Origin of the sequence: Planococcus glaciei, from assembly GCF_900099655.1 — a bacterium.
Lineage (GTDB): Bacteria > Bacillota > Bacilli > Bacillales_A > Planococcaceae > Planococcus > Planococcus glaciei.
In genome coordinates this window covers 1-14,179 of sequence record NZ_FNDC01000011.1, presented here as the reverse complement: position 1 = coordinate 14,179, position 14,179 = coordinate 1, and the positions used below count along the sequence as shown (strand labels likewise).

Annotated in this window: 12 protein-coding genes, 1 pseudogene and 1 riboswitch; of the genes and pseudogenes, 3 read left to right on the top strand and 10 right to left on the bottom strand. The window is 40.7% G+C overall.

Annotation, left to right across the window (positions count from 1 at the left end; genetic code table 11):
- Nucleotides 1-120: 120 nt before the first annotated feature.
- From BLQ32_RS13225 to yyaC, 3 genes are all read right to left on the bottom strand, one after another.
- Nucleotides 121-795, bottom strand: coding sequence for a response regulator (locus tag BLQ32_RS13225; RefSeq protein ID WP_036809024.1), 675 nt, complete (start codon nucleotides 793-795; stop codon nucleotides 121-123).
- Nucleotides 788-2,413, bottom strand: coding sequence for an ATP-binding protein (locus tag BLQ32_RS13220; protein WP_074510676.1), 1,626 nt, complete (start codon nucleotides 2,411-2,413; stop codon nucleotides 788-790). Before BLQ32_RS13220 ends, BLQ32_RS13225 begins: the two co-directional genes overlap by 8 nt.
- Before the next feature lie 468 nt (nucleotides 2,414-2,881).
- On the bottom strand, nucleotides 2,882-3,460 hold the full coding sequence (gene yyaC / locus BLQ32_RS13215) for a spore protease YyaC (protein ID WP_083335335.1): 579 nt from the start codon (nucleotides 3,458-3,460) through the stop codon (nucleotides 2,882-2,884).
- Between the two features lie 669 nt (nucleotides 3,461-4,129).
- Here yyaC and BLQ32_RS13210 point away from each other — a divergent pair.
- Nucleotides 4,130-4,621: an HXXEE domain-containing protein gene (locus BLQ32_RS13210; protein WP_074510675.1), complete on the top strand. Its 492-nt coding sequence runs from the start codon at nucleotides 4,130-4,132 to the stop codon at nucleotides 4,619-4,621.
- 321 nt (nucleotides 4,622-4,942) lie between these two features.
- Here the strand turns inward: BLQ32_RS13210 and BLQ32_RS13205 are convergent, their stop codons facing one another.
- The 7 genes from BLQ32_RS13205 to BLQ32_RS13175 all read right to left on the bottom strand — a co-directional run bounded on the left by BLQ32_RS13205 (nucleotide 4,943) and on the right by BLQ32_RS13175 (nucleotide 11,150).
- Nucleotides 4,943-5,554, bottom strand: a complete 612-nt coding sequence (locus tag BLQ32_RS13205; RefSeq protein WP_244890361.1) for a DUF2268 domain-containing putative Zn-dependent protease — start codon at nucleotides 5,552-5,554, stop codon at nucleotides 4,943-4,945.
- 338 nt (nucleotides 5,555-5,892) lie between these two features.
- Nucleotides 5,893-6,462 carry a GNAT family N-acetyltransferase gene (locus tag BLQ32_RS13200; RefSeq protein ID WP_074510674.1) on the bottom strand — a complete coding sequence of 190 codons (570 nt, stop codon included), beginning with the start codon at nucleotides 6,460-6,462 and terminating at the stop codon, nucleotides 5,893-5,895.
- Nucleotides 6,463-7,217: 755 nt separating this feature from the next.
- Complete coding sequence (locus tag BLQ32_RS13195; RefSeq protein ID WP_074510673.1) at nucleotides 7,218-7,463, bottom strand: hypothetical protein; 246 nt, start codon at nucleotides 7,461-7,463, stop codon at nucleotides 7,218-7,220.
- 247 nt (nucleotides 7,464-7,710) lie between these two features.
- Nucleotides 7,711-8,118, bottom strand: a complete 408-nt coding sequence (locus BLQ32_RS13190; RefSeq protein WP_074510672.1) for a hypothetical protein — start codon at nucleotides 8,116-8,118, stop codon at nucleotides 7,711-7,713.
- Nucleotides 8,119-8,388: 270 nt separating this feature from the next.
- Nucleotides 8,389-8,883 (bottom strand): GNAT family N-acetyltransferase, encoded by a 495-nt coding sequence (locus BLQ32_RS13185; RefSeq protein WP_074510671.1) that lies wholly within the window; start codon nucleotides 8,881-8,883, stop codon nucleotides 8,389-8,391.
- A 159-nt stretch (nucleotides 8,884-9,042) separates the two neighbouring features.
- The gene (locus BLQ32_RS13180) at nucleotides 9,043-10,371 is read right to left on the bottom strand and encodes a TrkH family potassium uptake protein (protein WP_074510670.1); all 1,329 of its coding nucleotides are present in this window, start codon (nucleotides 10,369-10,371) and stop codon (nucleotides 9,043-9,045) included.
- 122 nt (nucleotides 10,372-10,493) lie between these two features.
- On the bottom strand, nucleotides 10,494-11,150 hold the full coding sequence (locus BLQ32_RS13175; RefSeq protein ID WP_074510669.1) for a potassium channel family protein: 657 nt from the start codon (nucleotides 11,148-11,150) through the stop codon (nucleotides 10,494-10,496).
- Nucleotides 11,151-11,237: 87 nt separating this feature from the next.
- A riboswitch (cyclic di-AMP (ydaO/yuaA leader) is annotated at nucleotides 11,238-11,382 on the bottom strand.
- Between the two features lie 188 nt (nucleotides 11,383-11,570).
- Here BLQ32_RS13175 and BLQ32_RS13170 point away from each other — a divergent pair.
- Together BLQ32_RS13170 and BLQ32_RS13165 are read left to right on the top strand one after the other, a co-directional pair.
- The gene (locus tag BLQ32_RS13170; protein WP_074510668.1) at nucleotides 11,571-13,397 is read left to right on the top strand and encodes an APC family permease; all 1,827 of its coding nucleotides are present in this window, start codon (nucleotides 11,571-11,573) and stop codon (nucleotides 13,395-13,397) included.
- Nucleotides 13,398-13,976: 579 nt separating this feature from the next.
- Nucleotides 13,977-14,179 (top strand): annotated as a pseudogene (locus BLQ32_RS13165) (IS21 family transposase); the annotation flags it as partial.

The following is a 14,179-nucleotide window of genomic DNA, read 5'->3' as shown; positions in this document are numbered from 1 at the left end:
TGATATCCGGTTCTTCTTGTGAACATCCAGCCAATAAGATAGCAAAAAGAGCGGAAATTATTATGTGTTTTCTTCTCAATGTTTATCCCTCATTAATTTGAAAAAATAAATTCCAGTTCCTTATTCTAAAAGGTAATACTTTCTCTGAGGCCTTCCGACAATGCCATAATCGTGTTTTGCTACACAGACGTCTATCAATACGAGATACTCCAAATACCTTCTGGCAGTTGTCCGGGATACCCCCAATTCTTCGCTCATTTCATCGATTGAAACACCTTTAAGCTTTTTCACTACATCTTTCACTTTGTCCAATGTATGGCGATCGACACCTGTAGGAAGATCTTTTTGTATAGCGGCCGATTGATTCATACTTCCAAAGTATCGGTCAATCATTATTTGATCCACGTCTTCTGCAGCGCTGAGCAATTTTTTCTTTCTTTTGTAATCCTCAATCGTCTCAACAAATTTTTTCATAGTCACCGGCTTTAATAGGTAGTTAAAAACGCCATATTTGACCGCCTTCTCAAGCATCATTCTTTCCGTTGCAGCCGTCACCATAATAATATCAACCAGCGGATGGTTTTCTCTGATTTTTGGCAATAACTCCGTACCTAATTCATCCGGCATATAAATGTCGAGCAGCAGCAGATCCACTTCATGCTTACTTAAAAGTTCCAACGTTTCTTTTGCATTTAATGCTTTCCCTACCAATTCCACATCTGTTACCTTTTGCAAAAACTGCTCCTGTACTTGAGCAATCCGAAAATCATCTTCTGCTATAACAACCTTAATCATTCATTTTCGCTCCTTGCTGACCCTCTCGTTTTTTAGGAAGATAGACGGTAAAAATAGTTCTTCCTTCCCGCACGTTGTTTACTTCAACCGTCCCACCTAATGATTCGACAATACGTTTCACATTGAACAAACCGTATCCCCTTTTGTCTCCCTTAGAGGAGTACCCCAACGTAAACAAAGACGTTAGTGCTTCGCTTGAGATTCCTTTTCCATTGTCTGTTACTTCTATTATAATCTCGCTGCCTACGCCAGTAATTGAAAAAGCTACTTTTTTCTCTAGTTGATGCTCCACCGCATCAAATGCATTGTCGAGCAGATTGCCGATAATAATGGCAATATCCGCTGCCTCTATATGAACTGGAAACGGATCTACATAACTTTCGGCATCGATTTCAAAAAGTATTTTCTTTTCAGATGCCTTGCTGATTTTTCCCAACAAAACAGCCTGGACGTGTGTATCGTGAATTTGATTGAAAAGGACCTGGTTTTGTTGCTGATGGATAACAGACTCTTTTTGAATAAATTCCAAAGCTTCCTGATGCCGATCCAGCTGCAACAACCCGGATAATAAAAATAATTTATTGGCGTACTCGTGTGTTTGTGCACGTAGGCCATCTGAATATTCGCGAACTTCTGTGATGGTATTCATCAGACTTTTCAATTCCGTTTTATCCCGGAAACTTGAAACTGCTCCTGCCACTGTCCCGTTTTCAATAATTGGAATGATATTAAAGATAAATGTTTTTTCATTAATCGGAACCTCGGCATTGGTAACCGCTTTTTCTGTCCGCAGTACATCATCTATTTTTATATGATGCAGAAAATGCTTGATAGGCTGGCCGAGAAGGTTTTCCGAATCCAGATTCAGCATGGATTTTGCAGAATGATTAATTAAGGTGATGAATCCCTTTCCATCGATCGCTATAATTCCTTCTTTAACGGATAAAAGAATGGCATTCCTTTCACGATATAGCGAAGCAATTTCATGCGGTTCAAGTCCCAGCGTATCGTTTCTGATACTTTTGGCTAATAAAACTCCGCCAATGATCCCGAGCAGAACCACGGCCAATGAGGCAAGGCCAATCATTTTAATGCGTTCAGTAATGCTCTGGTAAATATCCCGTTCCAAAAATTCGACGGAAACCGTTCCAATGATTTGCGTATATTCGCCGTAATCTGCAATAACCGGAACTTTTCCAGTCAACACGGAACCTTGCTTCCGTGCCACTTCAAAATTATTTGATCCCCCAAAAATCAATGTTTGGTAATTGGCGGGATCCATGCTCTTTTGGCTTATCAATGTGGAGTCCACATGTGAATAAATGATTTCTTCACGATTCTCAATCACGATATCCACCGCATTGACCTGGTCTTTTACTTGCTCGGCAATTGGCCGGAAACGGCTATCTATATCTTTCTGTTCAATGCCTTCCCGGAGTTCGGGCATGAGAGCAATCGTCTTTGCCGTTTGCAAAGCCAATTGTTCCACTTGCGCTCTTGTATCAATGGATTCCAGATAAGCAAATATGCCAGCGAGAAGAATCACGATAAAAAAGACCAGTGCACTGATCAGCCCTAATATTTTGGTTTGTAAAGGAATCTTATTTATTCCGGTCATTTTTCTGGCTCTTTTCTAATAGTAATTGGGTTACCTCAGCAATTCCTCAAACTCATTATAGCGTAGAAGTTTTGAATAAGCTGAAAAGCAACAGCGACGTGTTGGTATGACCGACAACAATCCCGATGCAGTTCTGCAGACAATACAGATTGGCGAAGCGCGGCAAATTGATCCATTGACCATCAGCAAAATGGTTTCCTTTCTTTTAACTGATATCACTGTTCAAGCGAGCAATAAAGAGGACTTAAAGAAACTGGTAAATGCCGTGGGAGATGCTTCGAGTCGGTTAGTAGAAAATCGGTCATCCAGCGGAACTTCATTTTAGAAAGAATTGCAACCGGCGTACCTTCAGGACTCGCTGTTGGCAGATACATGCTTATTGTCTTAAATCGGGCAGTTTTGGTGAACCTGACTTTCTCATCAAAGCGTCTGAACACCTCAAGGATTTGACGTTGCACAACAAACAGCCTAATCGGTTTTAAACTGCTTTTCCTGAATGCTCCGAGCAGCGGTGAGGATAAGTTCTGATGTTCTTTTCGCCATATCATAAATCGTAAAAAGTCTTGTATCCGTTAAATAATGCTCATATGTGTCTCGATCATGGCAATTTACAACGGCGATTAAATGAAAATCCCCAACTGGAGGCAATGGGTTACCTATCGCTTTTCCTGGATATAGGGGACCGGTTTTCAGAAAGACCTGTCCGATTTCTTCTTCTTGGCCGATACAGGCATCCAATACAATTAGCAAATGCTCACCAAGCCCCTGATGGATTTCCTTTAAGGTAGTTTCCAAATTCAGTGCATGAACCGGAGCTTTCAGGGTGCCGTATACACGATATGGAAGATTGTTTTCTTCTAACAAGGTTCCAGTTAACGGCCCTACTGAATCGACAATGGCCAGATCCGATCCGACGCATAAGAAAACAATCTCTTTGTCTGCCTGGAGCATAAGTTTTTCAAGCGAAGCCCGTGTCAGTTTTTTCATCTCGTTATTTTTTTCATCCTGTTCAGGCTTTTCGTTTCTTCCTCTACGAAACAGCTTCACTTTATCACCTCATTCATTAACGGTTGCTCGTTGTTTGTCTGATTTATCCACAGTTTATCATGCATCTGTATTGAGTATTATCTTTTTCTTATCCCTAATCCTCTTTCCAGATAATCTTAGGAAGTGTATGCGCTCACTTCTTCTTAAAGATTTTTATCCCATAGAATTATATCTTCGTTTAAAAACCAGAAACAATGTATCCTTACCAACAAATATTTTTCCGAAGTAGTTGCAATCATCTCAAATGAAATCGTTAATCTGCATCTGATAAAGTATTGCAGGCATTCTTAGTTAAATACAGCAAACATGTGAACGGCAAATTATCTATTGACCTTAATATAGATAGTTCATTAAAAATAAATATTTATAAACGAGCAAGATTTAAGGGCATAATAAAATAAGGACTAAGCAAAAGAACTTTTTCGGTTCTTTTTGTCGATATTAAATCATACAGAAAATCGTTTGGAAAATTTCACTTCTTTAGATAAAAAGAGAAGAAGATTGCTCTTCTCCTCTATCGATAATCCCTCATATGCAAACTTGAATCTAATAAGTAGATTGTAGCTTTTGGTAAGTAACATGATAGAGTTGGTTTAATATTACTTATTTTATTGTTAAGGCCTCATTGAACAAATCTTGTACACTGCTGCGTAAAGGAGGAACAGATAAATGGAGTATCTCGCATTATTCTTTTGTTTTGCTATTACATTGCATAATATTGAAGAGGCAATTTGGCTGCCTAAATGGTCTCAACAACCTTCCAAATTTCAAAAGTCAGTTACCACAAGTGAATTTCATTTTGCGGTTATTGTTATAACTGCTTTTGCTTATTTATCGGCCTTTGGTTATGTCTATAGACCAGAATTAACCTTAACTAAATGGATTTTTATCGGCTTTTTAGGGTCCATGATTTTGAACGCTATCTTCCCCCATCTTATGGCAACTATACTGATGAAAAAATATGCACCCGGGCTTCTTACGGGCTTATTGCTTAACATTCCAATAAATTCCTTGATTATTCATCACATGTTTGTAGAAGATTTGATTATCTGGAAAGAGTTAATACTCGCTACATTGATTGTAGGAATGACTTTATTGGCACTTATCCCCTTATTATTTAAAGCCGGTGCTAAAGCAGCCCCTTTTTCAACTGATGATTAATCATTTCGATATTTATCCATATAGAAGGACAAAGATAGGAAAGCTCTCAAAACAAAGCATTCTGCCATTTTTTCAATTCCCATAACAAATAGCAAGAATTTTTTTAAGAAGTAACGTTCGTAAAAATACGCGTTTCTGGATAAAAAGGAGGGAAAAAGCTCTGCTAGCTTCCTCCCTTCCGATAAGTGCTGCTATATAAACCTGCATCCTTTTGGAAACCGAGCTTAAAAACCTGATCGAGCAGAATTTTGATTGTACCATTTTTTCTCGCAATTTCTGTTCTTGCGTTTTTTAGGAATTTAAATGTGCAGAAGTTAAAGCTTAAAATGAAAATTTTTCACTAGACAAGGATGTCATGTATTCAATAGAGCTGCCTTCGTTTTTCTCTAAATACCATTTCACTAAATAATATCCAAGGGAATAACCGCCCCAGAAAGGCAAGTTTTCTTCTTTGCTTCCGAACATGTAGACGTTGGTTCTTTCACCTAGTTCGTTGCGACATGATTTGTATGTACTTTCCCATAAATCTTTGGCTTGCTCTTCGGTTAGTGCATCTTTATAAGGACCAATATAGACATCGCCCAATCTGATTCTTACAAAATGTTCTGCTAAACCTTCTAGTATCAATCGGTCCATTAATGTTTGATTCTGTTCGGTGATATTTAAGGCATGTGTTCGCCAATGATGATGATATTCGTGGTTAATGACTGATCTTAGGGTTGAACGAACTTGAGCGTCAGGAAGCACTGCGAAAAATATCTTGCCACTCCAGTCAGTGAATGCTGAAACACCTCCAAGCTTTTCTCTGACAAATTGATCCTGTTCATCAAGAATGAACAACTCAAATTCAATCGCTTTTGAAACAGGGAATTCTTTTTGGAGAAGCGTTAATTCATCCTTTATAAAGTCTTCATAAGCAAGGTTCTGCAACATATTTAATTGCGTTTCAAGTATTCCTATCTAACTCTCTAAATTAAGTATGCCGAAGAATGATATCGTTTCTAATTCCTCTTCTGTAAGATTAAATATTTCTAGGAATAAATCTTTTCTGCTGGTTTCTGGATGTGAGGCTAATGCTTTAAGAAAAGTTTCCATATGGATAAGGCGAGGGATTACTTTAACCGAACTATTTTTTTCACTAATCTCCAACCACTCCTATCAAAAAATAACAATACATTGATTCATCGATTTCCCAAATTCATTACCAATCTTTCAGCTATAAACTGCATCTACTGAATGATGACTGTCTACTCTCGTAGCAGGAGAGGAAGTTACCCCTTCCGATTCGCAAAGTAAACCAAATGATCCGTCCACTCTCCGTTCTCAAAGAGAAACCCTTCCCTTTTACATTCAAATTTCATCCCGGCGCTCTCTGCCAATTTCATGGACGGAAGATTATCCAGATTGATATGTGCTTCTATGCGATGAAATCCAAGTTGTGTAAAAGCCAAATGCAACGCTTCTTTTACAGCTTCTTTGCCATATCCTTTTTTCCAGTATTGATTGTGAATGGTATAACCGAGTCTTCCCCATTGAAAGCTGCTTCTAGCCAAGGTAGAAAAATCAACCATTCCTAAGTGCTTTCCATCTTCTTTTCGGAAAATGCCAAAAACGTGTGCCGTGTCGTTTATGGCCAATTTCTGGTGTTTATTCACCAAGTCTTCAAACCAGTCCTGTGTATATTCGCTCATATCTATTTTTCCTTGGTCATGCCGGTTTTGGGAATGAGCTCGCTGTTCAAATCCCCTTAGCCATTCTTGATAATCCTGTTTTTTTAGCGGTCGTATGATTAGTCTTTCTGTTTCTGAAGTAACCTCAAATCTTTCTGTCTCTAAAATCAATTGAACATCTCCTTAATAATCCTTTTCCTTCAAAATAAAAAAGCGAAGGTGCCTATCGATCAAGTACCTTCTCATGAGACATTAACTTTTTGTTGAAATAGATTAACCAGCAGATCTTAAAAGAAATATTAAATTCTTGGTACATCAATATTAACAATAATTCCCACCATAAAATAGCTGAAATTAGCGCTAACAATAAATCGGGAAATAAGGATATTGAGAAGTATACTTTTTAGAACAAAAAAAGAAGAGGCTCTGATGCAAGCTTCTTCTCCACCAATAACTCAGGAAATGTAAACTAAATTTTCTATAAGCCTTTTTAACGGGATACTCTCTTCTTAACGTCAATTTAATACAATCTTTTAAATCCCCTTGGATTTTTCTATAAAAGTGTGGACTCCAATCTTCTTCATAAGGAATCACATAGGTTCATTTAAAGCCTTTGCCCACAACATAAACATCGGAGTATTCGCCTATTGTATGCAACAAATCTTCATACCTCATAGCAGACGCGTATTCTACTTGTAAAACATAGTAAACATGAAAGAATTAAGGGATTGCAGCTGTAAACCCTCTATTCTTTCATGTCGAAGGAGTCGATTGCGCGGATCTCTATTTCCCATCCCAGCTGTTCTGCTAAACTTACCTGCACAGTCGGATGTAGAGAAGCCACTCGGATTGCTTCTTCAAAACTCGCGGCTTCTAATATGAACGCACTTCCCATGATTTTATCGGTCTGAGTTTCTACATTGGAGCTAACTAAATTCTGTCCCAATTAATAAAAGATATGCCATGCCGAACATTGCAATATTTGATAGAGTGCCAATAAGGACATACCATATTTCTTTAGATCCTAAAGCAAACCCTATCCCTAATAACGAAATTAAACCAATGATCATTGCATCTATTTCATCGTCTATAGGTAAAAAGAAGAAAATCATACTCGCTATGGCTGCAATTATTGATAAATTTCCTAATATATTTCTTTTATTTTTCTTCATCATGGTTTCCTCCCTACAATATAGGAAATACTTGTTTTCTGTTTATTCCTGTACATTTTGATAGTTATAACTTCATTAACTGCACTTAAGTTACATTCAAACCCTAGTCTTTATCTTGAAATTTCCATTTACAATATGACTAAGCTTTCTTCATTTCCTCCAGAGCGTTCTGCAGTTGCTTAAAAACTATTGCTATAATTTACTTGCCATTATAGTCAGCATCATTACATTCGATTAGTGTTAGTAATTATGAGTTCAACAATCTATTAAACTTTTTATCGTACTGACCTCGTTTTAAGAAATCTGCGCGCCAATAATCATATAAATCTTTTCGGTTCGCTTTTAAATAAGTTTTTAGTGTTTTTTTCAAACCAGAATCGTAAGAAAATAAAATATCTTTTCCCAAGCTGTAGCCTTTATCAAAATAAAATGAAGCATTTTCATAGTCTTTAATTTCCTGATATAAATAACCGATTAAGATAAAGCCACTAGCCAATTCTTCTATCACAAACTCTTCTTCATTTAGTTTACTTTTAAAGAACTCTATCGCTCTCAATCTTTTCTTCTTCGGAAATAATCCAAGTGAAGGATAACCTTCATTTACTAAATCTATATATCTTTTTGAAGGATCTTTTAAATTGTTATTGCGTTTCATTTTAATATCTATCTCCTTAATACCTTCTTGTTGATCCCATACCCCTCACTTGTATAGTAAGGCTATTTCTTTAAATATACGTAGCGACAAAAGAAATAGCTAGTTAATTTTGGAAATAATACCATTCATAAAAGTATACTTTTGCAGACAAAAGGGGAAAAGCATTGCTGATTAGAAGTGCTCTCCCCCCTTTGTATGTTGCTATTAAAGTAATTACTACTTCTGATAATCCCTCATATGTAAACTAGAATTTTTAGCAATTAATTCCCTTTACGTAGACCAGTGAATTTTATTCTCTTTTTCTTCAAACCGTTTTAACCCAGCTTTTTCTAATACTCGAATCGAAGCAAAGTTATCGTTATCACACCCCGCTATAATCCTCTCTATACCAGGCTGTTCCAGCCCGCACTTCACCATCGCTTTTGCCATTTCGGTCGCATATCCATACCCCTGGTAGCGGGGAACGATGCTATAACCCAACTCTAGCTCTTTTGGATCTTCAGTACTACTTCTGATGCCCATGTCGCCTATGATGGTATGATCTTTAGTGTGTATGATGATTCCCTCCCAGTCATTTTCGTCAGGATATTGGCTGAACCGTTGCACTTTATAAGGAAGTATTTCTTTATACATTTCCGACGGATATTGATCGGCAACTCGATAAGTCGTTATTTTTTCCAAATGCTCTTTATTTGAAATGGCTGCTTTCATCATATCAATAGTAAAAGTAATTAACGTCAATCTGTCAGTCTTTATATTTGGCATTACTAGTACTTCCTTTCTAATTTTAGGGGCATTCTTAAAAAGCTACTGATACCCGCATGATATGTAAACTGATAAACATATTTATCAGTCCTCTTAACTATAAATAGTTACCAGTCGAAACAGAAGGATGTATCGGCTAACGCCCATACACCCACTGATTCATCCGGTATACACTTGATCGTACGGATAGCGGTAATGTTCTTTTTTCGGTTTCAGCAAAATCAGGAAAAGGGTCAATGGTCCAATGCGCCCAATGAACATCACCATGCAAAGAAGCACTTCGCCTACGCTGCTCAAATCAGCGGTAATTCCCATCGACAAGCCAACTGTTCCAAATGCCGAAACCACTTCAAATGCCAGTGGCAGGAACGGGATCTTCTCTACTGACATCAACAGGAACATAAACAACAGCACCAGAAGCATGCTGATGGTCGTGACAGCTAGTGAACGGATGATGGCTTCCAGCCGGATGGACCGGCCAAAAATATTCGGCTCTTTGCGTGTCTGCAAAAAAGCGATCGAGGCAAGCACCACCACAATGAACGTGCTGAGCTTAATGCCGGAAGCCGTCGAAGCCGTTCCGGCACCGATGAACATTAAAGCCATGGTAAACAATAGCGTTGGGTCTTCCATGACTCCGTAGTCCACGACGTTAAACCCTGCAGTTCGTGGAGTGACACCCATAAAATAGGCGGCAGTGAGTTTATCCCACAAAGAAAAGTTCCCGATGGTTTGCGGATTGCCGTATTCCAGAACCAAGACGGTCAATGTTGCCAGCAGATTCATTACGCCCGTGCCTATAATCATCAATTTGGTATGTAGCGACCACTGGCGGAACGATTTCTTTTGATAGATGTCCATGACGACAGTGAACCCCAATCCCCCTAGGATAAAAAGGCTGGATAAGAGGAGCGTCACAAACGGATCCCCTGCAAAGCTCATCAAATTGTCTGGAAACAAAGAGAACCCGGCATTGTTGAAGGCCGAAATAACATGAAAGATGCTCAGGTTCAACGCTTCTTCGAAGCCATAGTCAGGAAGCCAGTACAGCGTAAGCGCCAAAATCCCTATCGTTTCAACAATGGCCACAAAAGCCAGGATGGTTCTTACCAGCCGGATGATGCCGCCTACGGAGTTCTGGGAAAAAGACTCTTGCAGGTACAGGCGATTCTGCAGCCCGATTCGCTTGCGGAATAACAACAGCAAGGCGGTTGCAAAGGTCATCAATCCGATGCCGCCAAACTGGATCAACACCAGCAACACGACTTCTCCGAATGCCGTCAGTGTAGTGCCGGGATCAAAGACGCTTAAACCGGTCACTGTCGTGGCAGAAGTCGCCGTAAACAACGCATCTGCCCAAGTAATTGGAACGGTCGTAGCAATCGGCAGTTTTAGTAACAGTGTGCCAAGAAGGATCAGGAACAGAAAACTTCCGGCAATTAAGAAAGGAGGCGAGATGGATTTCCCTTTCTTTTTTATCAACTTCATTGTGTACACCTCTTAGTCTGAAAAATGAATTCGGTCATTTTTTTAGAAATATATCGTAAATCTGTTGTTGAACGAACAGGTTTCGCTCGTCACATTGGAAGTGCAGGAAGCAGTGCAAGATCTTAAAGCCCTTTGTCTTCGAATTTCTTCAAATCCTTCTTGTGGCCCATCATGATCAGGATATCCCCTTTTACGATTTCATCATCCGGCAACGGCGCAATATTGACCTCATCAAACCGTTTGATGCCCAATACCGTGCAATTGTATTTGGCCCGGATATCCAGTTGCACCAAGGTTTTCCCGGATATGGCGGACGATGCGATCAACTCAACGATGCTGTAGTCGTTGGATAAGTCAATGTAATCGACCACCTTGTCGGAATCGAGATGATGCGCGATGCGAACCCCCATTTCCTTTTCGGGCTGGATGACGCGATCGGCGCCGACTTTCTCCAAGATCAGTTGATGCTGCTGATTGGCTGCTTTGACCCACACATGGGGCACTCCCATTTCCTTGAGCATGAGCGTACACAGGACGCTCGCCTGCAAATCATTGCTGAATGCGACAATCGCGTGCTCGAAATTCCGCACGCCGAGGGCCTTCAGATCGCGCTCGTCGGTCCCGTTGGTAATGACGGTATGGGTCGCGTAATCCGACATGGCGATCACCCGTTCCTCATTCCGGTCCATTGCCAGTATTTCGTGCCCTAGCGCATACAGTTCCTGGCAGACACTGCTGCCAAACCGCCCCAATCCGATGACCACAAATTGTTTTTCCATCCTTCTTCCTCTTTCCCGGATAAATTTGCATAATAAAAAGACCAGCACAAATAGACTGGTCTTAGGCGTTGCCTATGGCCCTTCTCTCAACTTACAAAGTAACGCTTACGGGGTTAGCTGCCGGATTAGGGATGGAGAGTATCCCTTCTTACCAAGTAAGATTCACCCCGGATGAAAACGAATTTCATCGATTGTGGGTCCCCCGTTCAAATTGATTCAGCGATTAAAAGGTAGGTTTTTATATTTTGGACAAATCTAAATTACGCTGATTCTTGAAGGATGTCAATGTTTTTAGTGTAAATGAATAGTGGTTAAAATGCGTTTTTTTAGTGAATCGGTTAACTTCATTTCGCTTGCATTTTAAGGAAATCGGACTATGCTAGATTTATCAAAAGCCGTACTTTAGGGATGGTGGAGTCCATGTTCAATTTTCTTAAACAGCTGTTGATTGGCCGTCCATTAAAATCGGATCAGCTAGGAGAACAGAAACTCAACAAAAAGAAGGCATTGGCGATTCTTTCTTCAGACGCCCTTTCTTCCGTCGCCTATGGTCCGGAACAAATCCTCATTGTATTAATTACGGTAAGTACCGCCGCGTTTTGGTATTCGCTTCCCATTGCCTGTGCGGTCTTGTTCCTGCTGACGGCGCTCATCTTGTCTTATCGTCAGATCATCTATGCCTATCCGCACGGCGGAGGCGCTTATGTGGTCTCGAAAGAAAATCTTGGCATCAATCCCGGATTGCTGGCGGGAGGCTCGTTACTGGTGGATTACATTCTCACGGTTGCCGTCAGTGTGTCGGCCGGCACCGATGCCATCACCTCTGCGTTTCCGGCCTTGCACGATCACAATGTGGCCATCGCGGTGACATTCGTTATCCTTCTGACGCTATTGAATCTGCGGGGAGTAACCGAATCTGCTTCGATTTTGGCCTATCCTGTTTACCTGTTTGTACTGGCTTTGTTTCTCTTAATCGGTGTTGGCTTATTCAATATCCTGACAGGCACAGTTTCTTCGGATCTACATACGCCGGTTGGCACGCCGATCGCTGGCATTAGCTTGTTCTTGCTGCTGCGGGCTTTTGCCTCCGGCAGTTCCGCTTTAACAGGCATCGAAGCGATTTCCAATGCCATCCCAAACTTCAAGGAACCGGCTTCCTCCAACGCCGCGAAAACGCTGACAGCCATGGGCATTCTGTTAGCCACCATGTTTTCAGGCATCGTCTTTCTGGCATATTACTACGGCATCGTGCCCCAAGCAGAAGCGACGGTCGTGTCCCTAATTGCAGAGGAAACGTTCGGCCGGAACGTCCTGTACTACTTCGTGCAGGGTACCACCGCATTGATTTTGATCCTGGCAGCCAATACCGGCTATTCTGCCTTCCCGCTGCTGGCTGTCAACTTGGCGAAAGACAAATTCATCCCGCGGATGTTTACAGTTCGGGGTGACCGATTGGGCTATTCCAATGGCATCGTCATTTTGGGATTCGCCTCTATCTTGTTGATTGTGGCATTCAACGGCCATACCGAACAATTGATTCCGTTGTATGCCGTAGGTGTTTTCATTCCCTTTACCCTGTCACAGAGCGGCATGATTGTGAAATGGCTCCGGGAAAAGCCGAAAGGCTGGCAAACGAAGCTATTCATTAACGCAACGGGGGCCTTGATCAGCTTGACGGTGACCGTGGTGTTCTTTTTAACGAAATTCACACAGGTCTGGCCCGTGCTGGTTTTTCTGCCCGCCATCATTTTTCTGTTCTACCGCATCAAGAAGCATTACGATGCCGTCGCAGACCAATTGCGGATTCAAGACAAAGCGACTGCAGTACCCATCGAAGGCAATGTCTTCATCATCCCGATTGCTGGCATCACACAGGTCGTCGAACACTCCATCACCTATGCCCGTTCGCTTTCAGCCGATCAGATTATCGCCGTCTACATTCCCTTTGAGCGGGAGGATGAGAAAAAAATTGAAGAAAAATGGGCGAAGTGGCATCCGGATGTCCGATTGGTTACGCTTTTCTCGCCCTACCGAAGCATCTCCATCCCCTTGAATCGGTTTGTGGATTCAGTGGAACGGAAAGCCAAAGAAGCCAATTACCAGGTGACCGTCCTCATTCCGCAATTCATCCCGAAAAAAGGCTGGCACAACTTTCTGCACAACCAATCCGGCTTGCTGATTCGCACCACCCTGCTGTACCGGAAAAACGTTATTGTCACCACCGTTCCTTTCCATTTGAAAAAATGAAAGTTTTTCAGGAATTTAAGGAAGGTGGTTTTTCTTAACTGCAACGTTTTTCTTACAATCCAAAGAAGAGCCGGGTTAAATAAGCCCCGCTCTTCTTTAGATTGTTCTATTAGCATGATTACTACTACCGATAACTTGCTGATATGTAAACCTAGATCTTTTTAAGATTCAATCTCTAAAGCTTTACAAAACAATGATTTGGAAAGTATCTTTTTTTCTAAAAAAACCAGTTCGGTATGGTTTTCTGATGAAAACAATGGAATCAAGGTACTGAATGTAACTTACTTGCTATTAAGTTACATTCCCATCTCTCAAATAAAAACTTTTTTCGAGTGCCTTTTCCGGCCAATTATTTCATTTGAAAATTTTACCACTTATGTTATGTTAAATAGATAATGGCTTAGAATGTATCAAACTATTGAAACTTGTGTAATGCAAAATAGAAGTACAGAACTTTGCAACGAATTTGTACAGAGTTCTGCATGAGAAATTCATGCAAATAAAAATGGACTTGCAAGCCGCCCAAGTCAACCTCTACTGTTAAAGTGCGAACTCATAACAGGTGGAGGTTAGAAAGGAATGCTTACAATGTCCGATATCAATTGTATCAAACACTTACGAAATGAAAAAGGGTTGAGCATCGATCGAATTGCGAATACCCTTCAAATTAACTGGCGGACGGCCAAAAAGTATGGCGATGAAAGTGAACTCCCATCTTCGATCATCAAACCGAAAAAAGGCATGATGTACGAAGAAAAATGGGGAACGATGGTTTCCGATTG

Bases quoted from the DNA above. Each gene is read 5' to 3' on its own strand.
- BLQ32_RS13190 (WP_074510672.1), bottom strand. From the start codon at position 8,118: ATGAAACGCAATAACAATTTAAAAGATCCTTCAAAAAGATATATAGAT.
- BLQ32_RS13175 (WP_074510669.1), bottom strand. From the start codon at position 11,150: ATGGAAAAACAATTTGTGGTCATCGGATTGGGGCGGTTTGGCAGCAGT.
- BLQ32_RS13195 (WP_074510673.1), bottom strand. From the start codon at position 7,463: ATGAAGAAAAATAAAAGAAATATATTAGGAAATTTATCAATAATTGCA.
- BLQ32_RS13185 (WP_074510671.1), bottom strand. From the start codon at position 8,883: ATGCCAAATATAAAGACTGACAGATTGACGTTAATTACTTTTACTATT.
- BLQ32_RS13225 (WP_036809024.1), bottom strand. From the start codon at position 795: ATGATTAAGGTTGTTATAGCAGAAGATGATTTTCGGATTGCTCAAGTA.
- BLQ32_RS13180 (WP_074510670.1), bottom strand. From the start codon at position 10,371: ATGAAGTTGATAAAAAAGAAAGGGAAATCCATCTCGCCTCCTTTCTTA.
- BLQ32_RS13220 (WP_074510676.1), bottom strand. From the start codon at position 2,413: ATGACCGGAATAAATAAGATTCCTTTACAAACCAAAATATTAGGGCTG.
- BLQ32_RS13170 (WP_074510668.1), top strand. From the start codon at position 11,571: ATGTTCAATTTTCTTAAACAGCTGTTGATTGGCCGTCCATTAAAATCG.
- BLQ32_RS13210 (WP_074510675.1), top strand. From the start codon at position 4,130: ATGGAGTATCTCGCATTATTCTTTTGTTTTGCTATTACATTGCATAAT.
- BLQ32_RS13205 (WP_244890361.1), bottom strand. From the start codon at position 5,554: ATGTTGCAGAACCTTGCTTATGAAGACTTTATAAAGGATGAATTAACG.